Annotated in this window: 22 protein-coding genes; all 22 read right to left on the reverse strand. The window is 46.8% G+C overall.

Going from position 1 to position 19513, the window contains the following annotated elements:
• Positions 1–47: 47 nt before the first annotated feature.
• The 22 genes from spoIVB to spoIIIAC all read right to left on the reverse strand — a co-directional run bounded on the left by spoIVB (position 48) and on the right by spoIIIAC (position 19485).
• A complete protein-coding gene (gene spoIVB / locus BLS14_RS10840; RefSeq protein WP_063565710.1) occupies positions 48–1379 on the reverse strand; it encodes a SpoIVB peptidase in 1332 nt (443 codons plus the stop codon).
• A gap of 120 nt (positions 1380–1499) precedes the next feature.
• Complete coding sequence (recN, locus tag BLS14_RS10845) at positions 1500–3218, reverse strand: DNA repair protein RecN (RefSeq protein ID WP_064636757.1); 1719 nt, start codon at positions 3216–3218, stop codon at positions 1500–1502.
• A 57-nt stretch (positions 3219–3275) separates the two neighbouring features.
• Positions 3276–3725, reverse strand: a complete 450-nt coding sequence (ahrC, locus tag BLS14_RS10850) for a transcriptional regulator AhrC/ArgR (RefSeq protein WP_063565708.1) — start codon at positions 3723–3725, stop codon at positions 3276–3278.
• Positions 3726–3849: 124 nt separating this feature from the next.
• Positions 3850–4335: a hypothetical protein gene (locus tag BLS14_RS10855; protein ID WP_063565707.1), complete on the reverse strand. Its 486-nt coding sequence runs from the start codon at positions 4333–4335 to the stop codon at positions 3850–3852.
• An 84-nt stretch (positions 4336–4419) separates the two neighbouring features.
• Positions 4420–5265: a TlyA family RNA methyltransferase gene (locus BLS14_RS10860; protein ID WP_072735302.1), complete on the reverse strand. Its 846-nt coding sequence runs from the start codon at positions 5263–5265 to the stop codon at positions 4420–4422.
• Positions 5266–5337: 72 nt separating this feature from the next.
• Positions 5338–7245, reverse strand: coding sequence for a 1-deoxy-D-xylulose-5-phosphate synthase (gene dxs, locus BLS14_RS10865; protein ID WP_090951509.1), 1908 nt, complete (start codon positions 7243–7245; stop codon positions 5338–5340).
• A gap of 281 nt (positions 7246–7526) precedes the next feature.
• On the reverse strand, positions 7527–8432 hold the full coding sequence (locus tag BLS14_RS10870; RefSeq protein ID WP_063565704.1) for a polyprenyl synthetase family protein: 906 nt from the start codon (positions 8430–8432) through the stop codon (positions 7527–7529).
• Positions 8425–8682 (reverse strand): exodeoxyribonuclease VII small subunit, encoded by a 258-nt coding sequence (xseB, locus tag BLS14_RS10875; RefSeq protein WP_063565703.1) that lies wholly within the window; start codon positions 8680–8682, stop codon positions 8425–8427. The genes BLS14_RS10870 and xseB overlap by 8 nt, the downstream gene beginning before the upstream one ends.
• Positions 8672–10036: an exodeoxyribonuclease VII large subunit gene (xseA, locus tag BLS14_RS10880; RefSeq protein ID WP_072735304.1), complete on the reverse strand. Its 1365-nt coding sequence runs from the start codon at positions 10034–10036 to the stop codon at positions 8672–8674. The genes xseB and xseA overlap by 11 nt, the downstream gene beginning before the upstream one ends.
• Positions 10037–10045: 9 nt before the next feature.
• A complete protein-coding gene (folD, locus tag BLS14_RS10885; protein WP_090951512.1) occupies positions 10046–10903 on the reverse strand; it encodes a bifunctional methylenetetrahydrofolate dehydrogenase/methenyltetrahydrofolate cyclohydrolase FolD in 858 nt (285 codons plus the stop codon).
• 50 nt (positions 10904–10953) lie between these two features.
• Positions 10954–11406: a transcription antitermination factor NusB gene (nusB, locus tag BLS14_RS10890; protein WP_063565701.1), complete on the reverse strand. Its 453-nt coding sequence runs from the start codon at positions 11404–11406 to the stop codon at positions 10954–10956.
• Positions 11407–11601: 195 nt separating this feature from the next.
• Positions 11602–11835, reverse strand: coding sequence for a DUF2273 domain-containing protein (locus tag BLS14_RS10895; RefSeq protein WP_090951515.1), 234 nt, complete (start codon positions 11833–11835; stop codon positions 11602–11604).
• A gap of 14 nt (positions 11836–11849) precedes the next feature.
• Positions 11850–12389 carry an alkaline shock response membrane anchor protein AmaP gene (gene amaP, locus BLS14_RS10900; protein ID WP_090951518.1) on the reverse strand — a complete coding sequence of 180 codons (540 nt, stop codon included), beginning with the start codon at positions 12387–12389 and terminating at the stop codon, positions 11850–11852.
• 148 nt (positions 12390–12537) lie between these two features.
• Positions 12538–12948, reverse strand: coding sequence for an Asp23/Gls24 family envelope stress response protein (locus BLS14_RS10905; protein ID WP_024630996.1), 411 nt, complete (start codon positions 12946–12948; stop codon positions 12538–12540).
• 227 nt (positions 12949–13175) lie between these two features.
• Positions 13176–14519, reverse strand: coding sequence for an acetyl-CoA carboxylase biotin carboxylase subunit (gene accC, locus BLS14_RS10910; RefSeq protein ID WP_063565699.1), 1344 nt, complete (start codon positions 14517–14519; stop codon positions 13176–13178).
• 55 nt (positions 14520–14574) lie between these two features.
• Positions 14575–15039 carry an acetyl-CoA carboxylase biotin carboxyl carrier protein gene (gene accB, locus BLS14_RS10915; protein WP_063565765.1) on the reverse strand — a complete coding sequence of 155 codons (465 nt, stop codon included), beginning with the start codon at positions 15037–15039 and terminating at the stop codon, positions 14575–14577.
• Positions 15040–15178: 139 nt separating this feature from the next.
• The gene (locus BLS14_RS10920) at positions 15179–16018 is read right to left on the reverse strand and encodes a SpoIIIAH-like family protein (protein WP_063565698.1); all 840 of its coding nucleotides are present in this window, start codon (positions 16016–16018) and stop codon (positions 15179–15181) included.
• A 66-nt stretch (positions 16019–16084) separates the two neighbouring features.
• Positions 16085–16723 (reverse strand): stage III sporulation protein AG, encoded by a 639-nt coding sequence (gene spoIIIAG, locus BLS14_RS10925; protein ID WP_063565697.1) that lies wholly within the window; start codon positions 16721–16723, stop codon positions 16085–16087.
• A gap of 15 nt (positions 16724–16738) precedes the next feature.
• Positions 16739–17617 (reverse strand): stage III sporulation protein AF, encoded by an 879-nt coding sequence (gene spoIIIAF, locus BLS14_RS10930; protein WP_072735306.1) that lies wholly within the window; start codon positions 17615–17617, stop codon positions 16739–16741.
• A 30-nt stretch (positions 17618–17647) separates the two neighbouring features.
• Positions 17648–18838: a stage III sporulation protein AE gene (gene spoIIIAE, locus BLS14_RS10935; RefSeq protein WP_063565695.1), complete on the reverse strand. Its 1191-nt coding sequence runs from the start codon at positions 18836–18838 to the stop codon at positions 17648–17650.
• Between the two features lie 21 nt (positions 18839–18859).
• Positions 18860–19249, reverse strand: a complete 390-nt coding sequence (spoIIIAD, locus tag BLS14_RS10940; protein ID WP_017687586.1) for a stage III sporulation protein AD — start codon at positions 19247–19249, stop codon at positions 18860–18862.
• Positions 19250–19281: 32 nt separating this feature from the next.
• Entirely contained in the window at positions 19282–19485 is a 204-nt protein-coding gene (spoIIIAC, locus tag BLS14_RS10945) for a stage III sporulation protein AC (RefSeq protein ID WP_017687585.1), read from the reverse strand.
• Between the last annotated feature and the right edge of the window lie 28 nt (positions 19486–19513).

Below are 19513 nucleotides of genomic sequence, written 5' to 3' on the forward strand. Positions count from 1 at the left end.
TTATCCGATATTATATGTTTCCATTCGACAAAAAAACCTTAAGGAGGTTAACCCGCCTTAAGGTTTTTTGCATTATCCTTTTTCATCATGACTCCTGCATCTTGTAACATCCACTCAATGAAGCAGCCATAACCTGATTTCGGATCATTAACAAACACATGGGTCACGGCACCAATCAGTTTTCCGTTTTGCACAATGGGGCTGCCACTCATGCCTTGTACAATGCCTCCGGTCTTATCCAGCAGCTTCGGATCTGTGATTCGAAGCACCAGACCTTTAGTCGCCGGTTCGGATTGGTCTGCTACGTGAACAATATCAATCGAGAAACGCTCCACCTGCTGACCCTCAACAACTGTGAGAATTTCTGCAGGACCTTCTTTTACTTCATGGGAGAAAGCAACAGGAATTCCTTTTGAATACAAACTATGTTCAGGATTTCCAGACATTTTACCAAAGATACCAAAAGCCGTATTACGTTCAATATTGCCCAAAATTTTGCTTTCTTTCAGGAAATGAGCTCGTTTTTCACCTGGATCACCGGATTCACTCTTAGAGATTGACGTTACATTAGACTGAACAATCTGACCACTACCGACAACGATGGAAGTCTGCGTGTTCATATCCGTAATGACATGTCCCAGAGCGCCATATACGCCTTGATCCGGAGCATAGAAGGTTAATGTTCCTACACCTGCGGCGGAGTCACGAATATACAATCCAAGCCTCCAGGCTTTGTCTTCCGCATCATAGGCCGGTGTCAAACGGGTTTTGACCGTTTCTTTACCGCGTTTTAAAACGACATCAATTCCTTTTTTGCTCTTGCCTGCAAGCTCAACAGCTTCAGCTACACCCGATACACCATCAAGGCGTTTACCGTCCATATGGGTAATCAGATCTCCAAGCTTGATGCCTGCTGATTCTCCAGGGGATACACGTTCATCTTGTCCAGAACGGACCAGATGGTGCCCTACAACCAGAATACCTGCAGATTTTACTTTGACGCCAATGGTTTGTCCCCCGGGTACTACACGCAAATCCGGAATCACATTTACGTTAACTGTTTTTACCGGAATTTTTCCCCACAACTTCAACGTTAATTTGGCATGTCCCGTTTGTTGGGGATGAAGATGCAAAGGTTGTTGCTTCGTTACATGGACCGCAGTTTCCTTTCCATCAAAACCGACGATATCAGGACGATCCACAACAGCACTTGAAGCAGCCGGTACAGCGAGATGAACGTCAGCCTGCCTGCCTGCAAATACCTGAAGTTCATCAGGCAATGAAGCATAACTTTGCACAGGCTGAATGGCCTGGCTGATCACACATAGAAAGAAGGCAAATAAAAGACCTAGCAATTTCTTCCTGAGGGGGGAATTCAATGGCTGTCACACTCCCTTTGCTTCTTTCGCTTGACGAAAGGTGGTCGCCAATTGCGTACCTATAAGATAACCTCGCCCCCAGGCTTTTATTACTGTCAATCATTACGCCAGCCGCTCGTTTCACCCTTTTTTGGCTTCCGCCAAATTCAGCATTTCCTGTGCATGATGCAGCGTTTTTTCTGTAATTTCCACACCGCCGAGCATACGTGCCAATTCCTTCACTCTGCCTTCGTCTGACAGCGATTCCACTTGTGTCATCGTGCGTCCGTCATACACATGCTTTTCGATGAGATACTGATGATCGGCCATACAAGCGACCTGTGGCAAGTGAGTAATAGAGAAAACTTGGCAAGTGGAGGACAGACGGTATAATTTCTCCGCAATGGATTGTGCTGCTCTTCCGCTCACACCTGTATCCACCTCGTCAAAGATCAACACCGGAATCCGGTCATGACGTGCGAAAATACTCTTCATCGCCAGCATCATTCGGGACAACTCACCACCGGAAGCAATCTTGCCGAGCGGACGTAAAGGCTCACCTGGATTCGGAGAGATCAGGAATTCCGCATTATCTGCACCCTGACGCGTAAGGCGAATGCGACGCCCATTCCATTCGATCCCTTTTGCATCTTCAAAAGGAGTAATTTGAACTCGTAACGTCGTTCTCTCCATCTGCAAATCCTTCAGTTCACTTTCCACCTGCGCTGCAAGTTCCTCTGCACATTGTTTACGAACCCGGCTGAGTTCCTCCGCAGACTCCATGACTAATTTGAGCAATTTGTCACGTTCATTACGCAGCTTCTCCAAACGTTCATCCTTGTTCTCCAACTGGTCGGTTTCATGGCTAATTTGTTCATAATAATTCAAAATAAGTTCCACACTGTCACCGTATTTCCGTCTGAGGCCAGAAATCAGATTCAGTCGCTGTTCCACTTCTTCCAATCTACCCGGGTTAAATTCGATCTTCTCCCGATAATCACGCAACTGAAACGTCGCGTCTTCCAACTGATAAAATGCTGACTGGAGCTGTTCAACAATAGGCTGCAAGCCTTTGCTATCATATCCTGATATATCTTCAATTCGTGACAGCGCGATACTTACAGCTTCTAACCCACGTTGACCGCTAAGCAGATCATACGCACCAGCAACACTGTCCATCATTTTCTCACTATGGGATAGTTTGACCCGTTCTTCTCCGAGTAATTCATCCTCACCCTGCGTTAGAGAAGCAGCTGCAATCTCTTCAAGTTGAAAACGGTACATGTCCAGCAATTGATACGCACGTTGACTGGATTCCTGAAGTGCACGCAGTTCTTTTTCCGCCGTAATAAATTTACTGTATCGTTCCTGATATTCCGTCTTGACTGGACCGATGATTGCTGCCCCGTATGTATCCAGAAGCCCCAGATGACTTTCTGCGCGCAACAAACTTTGATGTTCATGCTGTCCGTGAATATTGATTAATTTTTCTCCGACTTCACGGAGCATCGTTAAATTGACCAATTGGCCGTTAATACGAGATGTACTTTTGCCTTGGGTATTCAGTTCCCGGCGGATCACCAGATGCTCCTCCGGTTCACAATGGATGCCAAGCTTCTCTAACGTTACCCATACCGGATGGCTAGGCTCCATTTCAAACAGAGCCTCCATCTCGGCCTTCTCACATCCATAACGGATCAGATCGGCAGAGCTTCGTCCACCTGCAATCAGACCCAAGGCATCAATAATGATCGATTTACCCGCTCCTGTTTCACCAGACAAGACATGGAATCCCGGGTGGAAAACAACATCAACTTCTTCTACAACAGCCAGATTACGAATCGATAATGTAACTAACATCTGCAAAAACACCTCCGGATGACTCACTCAGAAATTATGTTTTTGAACCATTATATTCTAGGAAATATAACCCATAATCCGCTCGATTACGGTCACGCTGTTACTTTCCGTCCGACAGATGATGAGTATGGTATCATCTCCACAGATGGTGCCCATCACTTCCGTCCATTCAATATTATCGAGCAAGGCAGCAATGGAGTTAGCTGTGCCAGGCAAACACTTCATTACGACCAGATTGTTTGTATGATCGATGTGTAAGAAGTTGTCCACAAGGGCACGTTTCAGTTTCTGAATCGGATTATATCGTTGGTCTGTAGGTAGCGAATACTTATATCGTCCATCGTCCATGGGAATCTTGATTAAAAGAAGCTCCTTAATATCCCGTGATACAGTGGCTTGAGTCACCTGGAATCCGGATTTACGCAAAGCTTCAACCAGATCATCCTGGGTTTCAATTTCGTTTTGACTAATGATTTCACGTATCTTAATGTGTCGTTGTCCTTTCATACATGCCTCCAGTTAAAAGTTCAATGTATTGCAATAAAACGGAAAATTCTAATTTCCATAACGTTTGCCATCCTGCAATTCGTTCATTCGTTATATAAACAACTTTCAGGTTTCATAACTACCCTTAGTCCAGATCATCTCCATCATACACGTCTTCCTGATAGTCCATGAGCCTGATTACCTTGATATCCGATTCCTCCAAGTCCACATACAACAACCCTTCACAGCCGGGATATAACAATAAATAATACAGGAAGCGGTCTCGCAGGGATGGCCCAGTAAGTTCAAGAGGTTGCCTGCGACGGGACGTCTTCACCAGATATCTCTCATCATCACGCTCTGCTACATAATCAATGAACAGCCTGCTGTAATAAACGGATTCATCCGCTTCAAAGGCTAAAGGAATTTTCATTTTACCTCCGATGACTTCATATCCTTCCGCTTCAAGCAGATCCACTGCGGGTGAATCCTGAATTTCTAAATTCAGTTGCATACCCGACAAGTTTACTGGAATCGGACGATTAACCCAATTCCGAAAGCCAGAGAACAGCCATAAAATTAAGCAGACAGCAAGTACACCAATAACAATTGTGTCATATTGCCCATCCATCATCGCTCACCTCGAAGACATATTCGAGATTCGACAACCGATTTCCTTTTAGAATGTCACCTTTCCAGCGAAAAGAAACCCATCCTATGATGAGTTTCCTGTAAAAGTATGGGCAGCTTCCCTTGCAACTTGATCTGCAAGTGCATCAAGTGAAGCCTGAACGTTCTCTTGTTGTGTTGCCTCTGGTTCTTCCAGACGCCAGTGAGCGAGAAATTCAATATTTCCTTCTCCGCCTGTAATCGGGGAGAATGTTAAACCTTTTAGCTTTAATCCAAGCTCATTTGCGAAACGAAGCATCGTCTGCAAAACGTCCTTGTGAACCTTAGTATCACGAACAACGCCGGACTTGCCGACTTTCTCACGACCTGCTTCGAACTGAGGTTTAATTAACGCCACAATGTCTGCCGGTTGCTTTAGAAGTGCCAGCAACGGCGGCAAAATAATTCTCAGCGAAATAAAGGATACATCAATACTAGCAAAATTCGGCACAGGTCCATGTAAATCTGCGGGAGTCACATAACGGAAATTGGTTCTTTCCATTACAGTAACCCGTTCATCATTACGGAGTGACCAATCCAGCTGGTTATAACCAACATCGATGGCATATACATGAGATGCACCATGTTGCAGGGCACAATCGGTAAATCCACCAGTGGATGAACCGATATCGAGCATTACAAGTCCATTCATATCGAGATCGAAGTGACGGATCGCTTTTTCAAGCTTTAATCCGCCTCTACCGACATAGGGATGTACTGAACCCTTTACTTTAAGTTCGGCTTCCCGTGGAATCTTCATGCCCGCTTTTTCAATCCGCTCATTGTTGGCATATACCAGTCCAGCCATGATTGCAGCTTTTGCCTTCTCACGACTTTCGTAGTATCCCTGCTCAACCAGCAGAACATCAATTCGTTCTTTCGGGAGTGACATGTCTTTCTCCTATCATGTAGTAATCCTAATTAATCAATAATGTGTTTAGTTTAGTTTCTCTGATTGTTCCAGTTATGAAGGGAACCGAGTTCTGGACATACCATATGAAGATTGGGCTGCCAAACTGCGCAGCTCCGAACTCACATTCTCGACCGTGAGTCCCACTTCAGCTCTTTGATCCTCAATACTGCCATGTTCAATGAATCGATCCGGAATGCCCATCAGCTGTACATGAACATCATGCAGTCCTTGTTCTGCGTAAAACTCCAGAACTGCACTGCCCATACTGCCTGCTTGTGATGCTTCTTCAAGCACAATTAACTTCGTGCCTCGAACTGCTAGATCACGCAGCATCTGCTCATCAAGCGGCTTAAGGAAGCGGGCGTTTATTACGCCAACCGTAATACCTTCTCTTTTAACCGTCTCTGCAGCTTCTTCAGCAAGCTGTACCATTGACCCCGAAGCGATGATAGCATAACCTTCAGATGGACGAAGCTGTTCCCATGTACCGATTGGAATCGGAATGAGTTCATTATCAAGGGGCACGCCTACAACATTGTTTCGTGGATAACGATAAGCAATCGGGCCTTCATTATATTCAAGCGCCGTCTTCATCATATGGCGCAGTTCATTCTCATCCTTAGGCATCATCAGAACGATATTCGGAATATGACGCATAAACGCCACATCGTACACACCTTGATGCGTTTCACCATCTGGACCGACAAATCCGGCACGGTCAATGGCGAACATGACATTGGCATTATGACGACAAATATCATGTACAATCTGATCATAAGCACGTTGCATAAACGTCGAATAGACGGCAAATACCGGCTTCAACCCTTCCATTGCCAGTGCTGCACACATGGTTGCTGCATGCTGTTCGGCAATACCCACGTCAATCATGCGATCAGGGAATTCTTTACTGAAAGGAATAAGACCTGAACCTGTTGGCATGGCTGGTGTTACCGCAACAATTCGTTTATCCTGCTTGGCAAGATCAATCAACGTTTTACCGAACACTTCCGTATACATCGGTTTGCCTACAGCCTTAAGCACTTGACCTGATTCAATTTTGTACGGAGAAATTCCGTGCCATTTGTGTGAATCGGCCTCAGCTGGCTGATAGCCTTTACCTTTGGTTGTCAGTACATGAACCATTACAGGACCATCGACGTTATCCGCCTGTTTGAACGTTTCAATCAATTTCGGAATGTCGTGTCCATCAATGGGTCCCAAATAGGTGAAGCCCAGCTCTTCGAACAGAACTCCTGGAACCATCATGTATTTGACACTATCTTTAATCCAGCTCGCCGATTTGGCCAAACGATCCCCTATGGCAGGAATTTTTTTGAGCATTCCCTCCACATCATCCTTGGCTTTCAGATAATGGCGATCCGAACGAATTTTGCTCAAATATTTATGCATAGCCCCGACATTCGGAGCAATGGACATTTCATTATCATTGAGGATAACCATCAGCTTTTTCTGTTCATGACCGATGTGATTGAGAGCTTCAAAGGCCATACCACCTGTAAGCGCTCCATCCCCGATCATCGCGATAACCTGATTGTCTTCACCTTTAAGATCACGGGCAAGCGCCATGCCCATCGCAGCAGATAACGATGTGCTACTGTGGCCCGCTTCCCATACATCATGTTCACTCTCGTTACGTTTAACAAATCCACACAAGCCATTATGCTGACGAAGTGTATCGAAGCGATCCATCCGTCCTGTTAGAACTTTGTGCACATAAGCCTGATGCCCTACATCGAAAATCATTTTGTCCACTGGACTGTTATAGCAGTAATGCAGGGCTACCGTGAGCTCAACCACTCCTAAGTTGGGTGCGAGATGGCCCCCTGTAACGGACAGCTTCTCAATCAGAAACTGCCGGATCTCTGCCGACAAAAGAACGAGATCATCCTGAGACATCGACTTTAGATCACTGGGTTGTTTAATTTGTGGAAGCAGCACGAGAATCTCCCCGCTTTCCTAGATTGTTTGATTTGGTGTAATCCATATATACACAGTTTATTAAATGACATTAAAACATTATAACATAAAAGAACAAGAATCATAATTTACGGCACTATACTCCTGATAACGAGCATTTTCGCCAGCAAGGTTCGTATGATCTTCCTCAATATGTATTCCCAAACCCACTTGGAACAGACTTTCTTCATGAAGCCCAGAAAAAGCACATTAAATTGATTACACGATTCTGGGTGATTTGAAACAGAGACGCTCAACCAAAACTAATGATCTCGACTCATCAGATAATCTGCAATCTCCATCAGTCTCGAAGGGTCAGGTAACTCCGCTCTGCCAAGTGCATCTTTCGCAGATTGCGTAAGGGACTTCACCTCTTGAAGAGAGGCATCCATACCAATAAAATAAGGGTATGTAACCTTTTGCTGATTCACATCACTTTGCGTCTTCTTGCCCATTTTCTGCTCGTCACCCGTCAGGTCGAGAATATCGTCCTGAATCTGGAAAGCTAACCCCAGATCTCTGCCAAATACGCGCAGCGCCTCCAACTGTCCGTCTGTCGCACCACCAATACGTGCGCCCGCAATGAGAGAAAACACAATTAAATCTCCGGTCTTGTGCAGATGAATATATTGCAATTGGGCAAGATCTGTCATGCCCTGTTCGCCTTCCATATCAGCCACTTGTCCGCCAACCATGCCTCTTGCGCCAGCCAATTCCGACAATTCCTCCACAATGGATAACAATGCGTCTGCTGACACACCACTGCGACGACCTGCCTGAACAATACTATAAAAAGCGTGCGTTAAAAGTGCATCGCCAGCCAATATAGCTGTCGCTTCACCAAATACTTTGTGATTCGTTAATTTTCCCCTGCGATAGTCGTCATTATCCATGGCAGGCAGGTCATCGTGGATCAACGAATACGTATGAACCATCTCCACGGCGCAGGCTACCGGCAATGCAGCTGTACGCTGTGCACCGAAGGCTTCCGCCGCAGCAACGACCAGAAGTGGACGAAGGCGTTTGCCCCCGGCCATAAGTGAATACTGCATCGCGTCAGCCAGTGACTGAGGCACATCCCAGTGAACAGGAAGAGTCTGCTGCAACTCTCCCGTCACCTCAGCTGTGACTTCCTCAAGATACGTTTCAAACGAAGGACGATTACTCATTGACTTCACCACTTTCGTCGACGGCAGCGCCGAACGGTTTCTTGCGAAGTTCCCCATCCTCTTCTACGATCATCTCGATCTTACGTTCCACTTGTTCTAACTTCAAACCACAAAGTTGGGAAAGTTTCATTCCGCGCTGAAACAAATCGATGGCCTGTTCCAGTGGAACATCACCATGCTCAAGCTGACCTACGATGTCTTCCAATGCCGCCATTGCCTCTTCAAAATTCAATTCCGGTTCATTCGCCATGGGTATTGTCGTCCTCCTTCATTCCCCAAACCTGACAGTCCAACTGTCCGTCTGTTAATTTAATCTTTATCGAATCTCCAGGCTGTACATCCTTCATCGATTTGATCAATCGTTGCTCCTGTTCGTCATAGACAAGGCTGTATCCGCGTGACATAACTTTGAGCGGGCTAAGCGCATCCAAATGACGTACAGATGATTTCCACTGCTGCTGCTTCGCTCTCGCAATGGATCGGATTGCAACCTCCAGTTGACGCCGGGCTGATGCATTCTCCCGTCTTGCTGCATTCACCTGTTCACGAGGATTGAACCGCTGCAGCGCTGCACGCAAACGTTCCTGTTTCTCGGTTGTCCATTTCATACGTGTATCTACAGTTCGCAGAAGACGTTGTTGCAGCATATCCAGTCGCTCCGTATGCTGCATTAAGGTACGTCTGGGATGCACAAGCACAGGTGAGCGTTGCAATCTGGCCAGTCGCTCGCGATTATGAACAGCACGCTGACGTAAACTGTGCTGCAGCTGACGCTGGCGCTGAGCGATCTGATCAAGCAGCTCAGCTCGATTGGGTACTGCCAGTTCGGCAGCAGCCGTAGGTGTTGCCGCACGTAGATCAGCAGCAAAATCGGCAATCGTAAAATCCGTTTCATGCCCAACGGCTGATATCACTGGAATGGCCGAACCCACAATCGCTCTTGCCACGATCTCCTCATTGAAAGCCCACAGCTCTTCCAGTGATCCGCCGCCTCGTCCGACAATCAGCACATCGGCTTCACCCATTCGGTTCAGGTTATTGATGGCCTTCACAATGGAAGGAGCTGCACCTTTACCTTGAACGAGTACAGGATACAGAATCACTTGGGCAGAAGGATATCTGCGTTGCAATGTAATCATGATATCCCTTACCGCTGCACCTGTAGGTGAGGTTACCACACCAATCGTCTGTGGAAAACGGGGAATCTGCCTTTTCCGTGATGTAGAGAACAGTCCCTCGTCCTCCAGCTTTTTTTTCAACTGCTCATAGGCCAAGTACAGACTTCCAATACCGTCCGGTTGCATGTGTGTAGCGTAGAATTGATATTGTCCATCCCGCTCATACACCGAGACATTACCACGAGCAATAACCCTTGCACCCTCCTTCGGTACAAAGGGCAATCGTTGATTATGGGAAGCAAACATAATGGACTTAATTCGGCTGTCCTTGTCCTTCAATGTAAAATACATATGACCGCTGGAGTGATGTGTAAAATTGGAGATCTCTCCGCGCAGCCATACATCCGACAGTACCTGATCCGATTCTAGCTTCATCCGGATGTATCGGTTCAGGTCTTTGATGGAATAGATCTTTTGATCTGCCACAGATTCGACCTAGGCCAATCCGTGAGCGCGTTTGGCCGCGATCAGTGTATTTTGCATTAACATAGTGATTGTCATTGGGCCAACGCCTCCAGGAACCGGAGTAATTGGGCCAGATACCGTCTTCACGCTTTCGAAATCCACATCTCCTGCCAGTTTTCCGTTATCCAGACGGTTCATCCCCACATCAATTACAACGGCACCCGGTTTGACGAAATCGGCATCCACAAAGTTTGCACGTCCGATAGCAACCACAAGAATATCTGCCTGACGCGTAATCTCTTTCATGTTCGCTGTACGGGAATGACACATCGTTACCGTTGCGTTCTCACGTTGAAGCAGCAAGGATACCGGTTTGCCGACAATGTTGCTTCGCCCGATGACTACGGCATGTTTGCCTGACATTTCAAGACCGGTACGATTGATCAGCTCGATCACGCCCGCAGGGGTGCATGGCAACAGACTATCGTCACCAATGACGAGGTTCCCCACATTAACCGGATGGAATCCATCCACATCTTTGTCCACGGCGATCGCATCGATTACCGCTTTCTCTTCGATATGCTTCGGTAATGGGAGCTGAACCAAAATTCCGTTAATGGATTCCTGTTTGTTCAGCTTGTCCACCAGCGCGAGCAGATCCTCTTGGGAGGTGCTTGCATCCAGACGATGAACTTCGGAATAGAAACCGAGGTCGTGACATGCTTTTTCTTTATTACGCACATATACTTGGGATGCCGGATCTTCCCCGACGAGCACAACAGCCAGACCAGGTACTACCCCCTGTTCGCTAAGCTGTTTTACTTCTGTCGTCATGCTTGCGCGGATCTCTTGGGATACTTCTTTACCGTTAATAATAGATGCTGTCATTGTACTCTCTCTCTCCCTTATGTGAACATATAATTAAGTGACTCACAAAATTAAGACAGTTTTGCTTTAATCGTGCTGACTTCCTGAATCATACGCCCAAGTACGCCGTTAACGAACTTACCGGATTCATCTGTACCAAAATACTTGGACAATTCAATCGCTTCATTGACGGATACTTTTGCCGGAATATCATCACGGAACACCATTTCATACGTTGAAAGCCGTAGGATCTGGCGGTCTACACGTGACAGACGGCTAATCTGCCAGCCTTTCAAATAATCGACCAGTAATCCGTCAATCGCTTCTTTATTGTTCCATGCGCCCTGTACCATTTCGGTCACGTAGGTACGCATTACATCTGCATCATGAATAACCACTTCGGTTTCATTGTCTTCAGCGGCTTCATTAATCAACATATTCACGGCTTCAGCTGCGCCCACTTCATTCATTTCCATCTGATACAGACTTTGTACTGCAATTTCCCTTGCCAAACGTCTTTTCATGTCCTGCCTCCTGCAGCGCTCCCTGTGGAGCGTCATCATGCTTATTTTAAAATATAAAATCTTTGATGGAATCAGAGATCTTATTATATTGTTATCCCTTTTCACAAAAAAACCTGCAATCGTTTCCTCCAAAAAACGGGCAACCTAAACTACAGCTCTATTTTCGGAAGAAACATATTGCAGGGTTCAGGTGGCTCACTTAAAGGGACGCCAACGATCGCCAAGCCATTGCCCCCATTCCCTCCAGGGAATGAACGAGCCCAGCTTCGAGTCGCTTCGTCTGCCTAACGTATAACCGATGAACACCAAGAGTGCAAAGAACAACATATCCCAAAAACCGATCCATACATAAAGAAATCCAAAAAAGATGCCGCCGACAATTCCGGTAATTCGGCCTCTGTGACTATCCCAAACCTCTCTCCACAGCATCAGTGAAACTCACCTCATTCCACTCGACTCTTGTAGTTAGGCGACTGGGTAACGTTGGCAATATACACGGTGACAAAAGAAACCGGGATACCCGTAATCTCATGTACATGATCATGTATTGCCTTCTGCAGATCGGCTGTCAGCGTCGGGATTGGCGTCTCGCCATCCACTACAGCGCGAATCATAATTTCCAGTCCAGATTCAACCACACGAATACGAGCTTTGACATCACGTACTCCCCGGAAACGGGAAGTCGCTTTGAGACAGAGATTTTCAATCGTATCCATCGAAATCTGCACATCACCATACTCGGTACGTTGATCTACAGACGGCAATGAAGCACGATCACGCCGAACCGAGATGTAGAAAAATCGCAAACTCAGGATAAACAAAATCGCTGCTGCAACAACCGCCGCAATAATGACGTTTTGTTCCTGCTGGTAATTCAATTCGTAAGGCAGCACACCACTGATAAGAAGTATGACTGCTGCCGATATTGCTCCAACGCTTATGCTGTATATAAACAACAGAAGCCGATCCAGTATTTTAGCCACGAACTGCACAGCCTCCCTTGCTCACTAACATGGCTTAACCTGCCCTTTGGCAAAAGGATGATCCTCCGGTGCAAGCTTCCGCTTTTTATGAAGACCTGTCCAAGACGGGATAACCCCCGGCAGTGATGCCGGGGGAATCTGTCTTCTTTTATTTTACGCGCTGACTGTTCAGGTCAATTTCTTCAACTTTCTCGGTGCTCTTGAACTGAACGTCATGAATGTGCACATTAACTTCATTCACATTCAATCCTGTCATGTTCTCGATGGAGCGCTTCACGTTCTGTTGAATTTCAGTAGCCACCTGTGGCAGACGGTAACCATATTCAATAATAACGGAAACATCCACAGCAGCTTCACGCTGACCTACTTCAACCTTAACGCCTTTGGAAAGGTTTTTGCGACCAAGCAATTCAGCAAATCCACCAGCGAATCCGCCGCTCATGCCTGCAACACCTTTGACTTCAACTGTAGCCAGTCCAGCAATCACTTCAATAACTTCAGGTGCGATCTGGATTTCACCGATATCCGTTCGTTCAAATTCTGTCGGCAGTGTACTCATAACTGTTCAACACACCTTTCGCGAAATAAGTTTGCGGCCATCCGTCAGTGCGCTGGTACTCAGGCCAATCTGGCCTTCAGAACCCTTCCGGTCCGGCTTTACCGGAACTCCTGCAACCCTTCATCCGCGTATGTGCGGCGGCTTATCCTCTGCAGGAGACATGCGCTCTTATTATTACATACTATATCATTTGGGCTACATTATGACAAACAAGCCCAATATACCTTTTAAATCTCATTTTCCTCAAGAAATTTGATATCAAAGTCACCCCGAACGAACGTTGGATGCTCCAGCAATTTCTGATGAAAAGGAATCGTTGTGGAGATGCCTTCAATCGCAAACTCAGCCAATGCACGCTTCATCTTCGCGATGGCCTCTTCCCGGTTTGCTCCCCATACGATCAATTTAGCGATCATGGAGTCGTAATAAGGAGAGATCGTGTAGCCCGGATAAGCTGCACTATCTACACGTACACCCGGTCCTCCTGGTGCAAGGTAGAAACCAATTTTGCCTGGTGACGGCATAAAGTTACGGTCTGGATCTTCTGCGTTGATACGGCACTCAATGGACCAGCCATTGATCACAACATCTTCCTGACGGAAAGAAAGCGGATTGCCTTCAGCTACCGAGATCATTTCGCGGATCAGATCCACTCCTGTAACCATTTCCGTTACAGGGTGTTCTACCTGAATACGTGTATTCATTTCCATGAAATAGAATTCACCGTTAGGGCTGAGCAAGAACTCAAGTGTACCTGCTCCCGAGTAATTCACGGCAAGCGCTGCCCGTACTGCGGCATCTCCCATCAATGTACGCACTTCTTCAGAGATGATAGGACAAGGTGCTTCTTCCACGAGCTTTTGACGTCGACGCTGAACGGAACAATCACGCTCGCCCAGATGCACTGCATTTCCATGTTTGTCTGCAATGATCTGAATCTCCACGTGCTTCATGCCTGTCAGGAATTTCTCTAGATATACTCCGGCATTGCCGAAAGCTTTCTGTGCTTCCTGCTGGGCAGCTGTAATTTGTTTGATCAACGTCTCTTCATCTTCAGCAATACGAATCCCTTTACCTCCACCACCAGCAGTAGCTTTGATAATGACAGGATATCCAATATCTCTAGCAATCATAATGGCTTCATTCATATTTTCAACCAAACCGTCGGATCCCGGAATTACAGGTACACCTGCATCCTTCATCGTTTGTTTGGCAACAGCCTTATCACCCATTTTGGTAATGGCTTCCGGAGAAGGGCCGATGAACGTAATATTGCAGGAACCACAGATTTCTGCAAAATCAGCATTCTCTGCCAGGAATCCATAGCCTGGGTGGATCGCATCACATTCCGTCAGTGTAGCTACACTCATCAGATTTGTGAAGTTTAGATAACTGTCTTTCGAAAGTGTAGGCCCGATACAATACGCTTCATCTGCAAGACGAACATGCAGGGAGTCTTTATCCGCTTCCGAATAGACTGCTACCGTCGAAATGCCGATTTCACGACAGGCACGAATAATACGTACCGCAATTTCGCCACGGTTCGCAATCAGTATTTTTTGAAATTTCATTTCGTTATTGTCCTCCTTCGAAGCTCATGCAGTTGCCGTTATGCGGCTATAACCGTTATTCCGGTTTCACCAGGAACAGGGGTTGTCCATACTCAACCAGCTGTCCGTTCTCAACCAGCACTTCAACGATTTCTCCCTTGATGTCAGCATCAAGCTCGTTCATCAGCTTCATCGCCTCAATGATACATACCGTTGTTTTCTCAACAACTTTATCACCAGCGCTTACAAAAGGACCTGCTTCCGGCGAGGAAGCTCTGTAAAAAGTACCCACCATCGGAGATACAATTTTATGTAAATGACTTGTAGTATCGACTTGCGGAGCAGCCTCAGCTACAACTGCAGCCGGTTGCACCTGTGGTGCAGCAATCATTTGCGGTTGAATAGCAGCTGCCTGAACATATTCGGTTTTACCCGGTTTGCGAATCGACAACCGTGATCCTTCGTTTTCAATTTCCAACTCTTGAACGGAACTTTCATCTACCAGTTTGATCAGCTCTTTGATCTCACTCAATTTAAACATTTCCATTATTCACTCCTTCGGCATCATGCCAGTCTCACTAGGACGGTCATATGGCTTTATGTATTATATCATAATCATTAAAAATGGAAAGAGCCCGAGATCTAATCCAGCTCTCGGGGCTACTTTTCCATATTTCAGATTACTGTTCTGTCACATATTGCACGCTGATTTTATTTTGGGATACAGCCAGTTCTTTCATAACCAGATCCACAATGGAAACCGCCTGTTTTACATCCAATTTGTCACTGAGAACAACGACTTTATACTTGTCGGATTCCTCTTGAACGATGGCATTGGCAAACTGCTGCGACAGGGTTTCTTCAATACCATTGATTTTGGCTTCTTTTTCTTCCAGCGTACGAAGCTGCTCTGTTGCTTTGGCATTTTCTTCTGGCGTTTTGCTCAGATCGCCTGCAACGGTCATGAGTTCTTCATACTTGCGATTGTTACTTTCCTCACGCTGCCACTGGTAGTTCTGGAACTGGCTGCTCGCGGACGCCGCCGTATTCTGCTCCTCCATCTCCTTGAGGACGTCCTCATCTGTTTTCGTCGCACTGCCTTCTGTTCCGGTATTTGTCTCAGGAGTGGTTGCTGCGCCTTTGTCTGTCCCTTTCTCGCTGCCTTTACCCGCTTCACCTTGTTTCTCTCCCGATTCCGCAGCTGGTGATTTCTCGGTGTCTCCAGCTTCTTTACCGTCTACAACCGCAGGATTATCAACAGATTCAGTTGCCGCTTGCTCTCCTTCAGTTCCTGTAACTTCGCCGCCATTCACCACTTCATTCACAACCAAACCTTCTGTTGGATCAAGGATTCCAGCCGTTTCCTTCGCTTCTCCCTGCTTCATACCATCCACCTGCGTGCTGTCAGCTACAGGCGTATTAACCGGACCGGAATCTTCAGTGAACAGGTAGTAGGCGGACAAAATGACCATCAGACTCAGCATGGATACGAGCCATACCGTTTGACGTTTGTTATTCATTAGAACTTCCTCCTCGAATTGGCTTCATTCTTATGACAATCAAATCTTTTGATTCATGGTTCCGGACTAATCCTGCTTGCGCGGAACAACCGAAATTCGGTAGGCCGCAACATTCAGTCCTTTTTCCACAGCATCTGTAATCAGGTCCTTCACAACCTTGTTCTCTGCACCTCTGGCAACGACAAGTACACCCCGGATCTGCGGTTTGAGCTTTTTCGTGACAATCGGTGTCTGATCCCCTGATATTTCATACGTAATAATCTCACCATCCCGGGTATATTGCGTCATATGTCGCTTGCCCCCGCTTGCATCCGTTTCTTCCGTGAGCTGCTGCGAATCCTTCACATTACGCTGTACAACAAGCTCCTCTGTAGAATCCACGGTAACCATCACATCAACAGTTCCCACTCCAACGATATTTTCCAGCACACCCTTGATCTTGTCCTCAAATGCGATCTCTATCGCCTGAAATGGATTCTGATCCGTCGGATCCGTCTGTATGGATGCCATGGATGTAGCCGGATCAGGAGGCTCGCGACCGATATTTTCGGAATCAATCTTTTTGACATTGACGAAAGAGTTGAACAGCATAATTCCGACTCCGATCAAACCAAGAATAATCAGCCAGCGAAAGGTTTGACTACGCCGTTGCCCACCTTCTCCTCCGCCGAACCAGCTTTCCATCTTTTTGAGCCATTGCCTCATCGGATACCCTCCTTCTTACAGCGCCGAAGCACTTTTCTTTTCTTTCACCTGTACTTTGTTTGCATCAATATCCCACTTCTCTGTCAACAGCGTAATAATTTGTACCGCTCGTTCAGATCGGGAGGACGTCTGTCCTTGCTGAGAGTTTGTCTCTGCTAGCTCACCCGACACAGGTGTGGAGTCAGCTTCCTGTCCATTTTGCGGCTCGTCAGAGTTACCATTGCCCACGCTACTTTCACGATTGCTGCCACTTTCCACTTCGATCTGTACTTCCGGGACCTCAATCTGACCAATCTCGATTGGCTCCTTTACTGGAGGTGATTCAGTGGCTTCGGATTCCGGGTCAGAGCCGAATATCGGTTTTGTAGCTCCCCCCGCTTCCTGTTGAGATGTATTGGAGTTGACTTTCCCGGCTGCTGTCTCACCCGACATCTCCACCAAAACATACTGGATCACTGGAAGTTCCACCGAAGAGGCCAAATCCGTCTCCGGCTGGCTTGTATCCATGGCGAGCTTTACCTCGACAGACTGCACTCTCTCCCCGGTTGTTTCTTCAATTTGCCCTTTCATTACGTTAGCCAGTTCTTTGGCTGTCCATTGCAGGGATTGTTCCTGTTCATTGGATTGCAGCCGCTTGCCCTGAGCCAAAATCTGTTCAAGTGTTACATTTCCATCCGATGGCGAATCCATGGCGGTCATCGCTCGCTTAAGCTCGCCAACCGGATCACTTTTCAAGAGCTTCGTTATGGGAGATAACAGGGTCAGCAGGATAAGAAGGCTCAGCACAAGCTTGACATAGCGTTCCATGGATCGATTGGGCAACAGCATATCCACGAAAGTCGCCAGCAGAACGATCATGATCAATTCCCGGAGCCAGCTGCTCAGCCACCCCATCCTTCCAGCCCCTTTCTCTCGAGCATTCCCTCATCTCATCATGACGGTCAGATTGCCTGCGGTTAGCAAGATTGTGATTGCCAGAAAAAACATCAGTCCGACGGCTGCTAGTGCCGCAAATACGTAAATCATGCTTTTACCTATCGCCTGCAGACATCCTACAATCGGCGTATCCCCTAGCGGTTGCATGATCGCGCCAGTTATGTTGTAGATCAGGGCTAGCGTCAGAATTTTAAGTGCAGGAAACGCGCATAAAAACAAGATGATGATGACACCCGTTAGTCCGATTGCATTTTTCACCAGCAGTGACGCTGTGATAACTGTGTCCGTTGCATCCGCAAACGTTCTGCCGACAATGGGGACAAAGTTGCCTGCGATGTACTTCGCTGCTTTCAGACTGACACCATCTGCCACGGAGCCCGATGCCCCCTGCACCGAAATTACGCCCAGGAACATCGTGAGCAGTATTCCGAGTAGAGCCACACTAATGTTCCGTAACAGGTCTGCCAGCTGTGTAAGCTTGTACTTGTCGGACAAGGAACTGACGAGATGTAATACGGCTGAGAAAAAGAGTAATGGGAACACCAGCATATGAATCAATGTACCAACCAGATGAATCATGAAAATGATAAGCGGATGGGTCACAGAAACGGTAATGACATTTCCCATTGAAGCCAGCAGTGTAAACAACAGGGGCACCATGGCCATCATAAAGTTGATCATGCTCGCTATGGCATCCTTGGCGTATCCAATCGCAACACTGAAGCTGTTTATGGCGATGATAATAATGACCATGTAACAGATGGAGTACGCGATTTTGCTAATATTGTTTTTCTCAAAAGCGGTCTGTAACGTCTCCAAAATCATACTCAGCACACTCAGCATCACAATCGTGACCAGAAGTTTGCCGTTATATAAAATCTCATGCAGCATGAAGGTCCCAATCGCTATAAACACCGATTTCAGGCTGAACCCTTCATTGCCAGGCATTAACATATCCATAAAGGAAGGCGTTTTTCCTTCCGGGAAAAAACCACCGTATTGTTGCATGAGTTGGTCCCAATATTTTTCCACCTGATCCTTGGGAAGCTGGTCAGCCTGCTGCTGCATCCACTCTCCCGAGGGAGAACCGGCGAATACCTGTCCCATTATTCCAAACAGAAAACACAGCGTCAGCACGAAGGTAAGGCGCCACTGCGGCTTGTGATGCATCATTTTCATATGAAGTCCGCACGCCTCCCTCTACACCGGCATCAGCTTCATGACGGTTTCGATAATAATGCTGATGATCGGTATCGCGAGTACAAGGATCAGCACCTTGCCAGCAAGTTCAATCTTGGAAGCAATGCTCTCCTGGCCTGCATCCCTGACAATCTGTGCTCCGAATTCAGCAATGTACGCTATGCCTATAATTTTCAGTACAGTTTTCAGATAAATGCTCTCCATGCCTGAATTCTCGGCAAGCCGTTTCAACACTTCGATCACCGCGCCAATCTTGCCAATCAGTAGCATGAAGATCACGATGCCTGTGGCAGCAGCAATCAGAAAAGCGAACATGGGCTTCTGTTCTTTGATAACTAGAATGAGAACCGTTGCGATGAGCGCCAGACCTACAACTTGGATAATTTCCACAGGTCACCACCATCCCGGCTTCATGACCGTTTTCATTGAAAAAGAAATATCGATTTGATCTCTTGCAGCAGGCTGTCCAGCATTCGGACCACCATGAACAATACAACGACAAATCCGATCACGGTCACCCAGTGAGCCATATCTTCCTTTCCCATTTGTTTCAGCACCGTATGAATCATTGCAATGATGATTCCGATGCCCGCAATTTGAAAGATTGCGTTCACTTCTAAATTCATGACCTTGGCACCTCACTATCCCGGCTAT

This window comes from Paenibacillus sp. OK060, assembly GCF_900101205.1.
GTDB lineage: Bacteria > Bacillota > Bacilli > Paenibacillales > Paenibacillaceae > Paenibacillus > Paenibacillus marchantiae.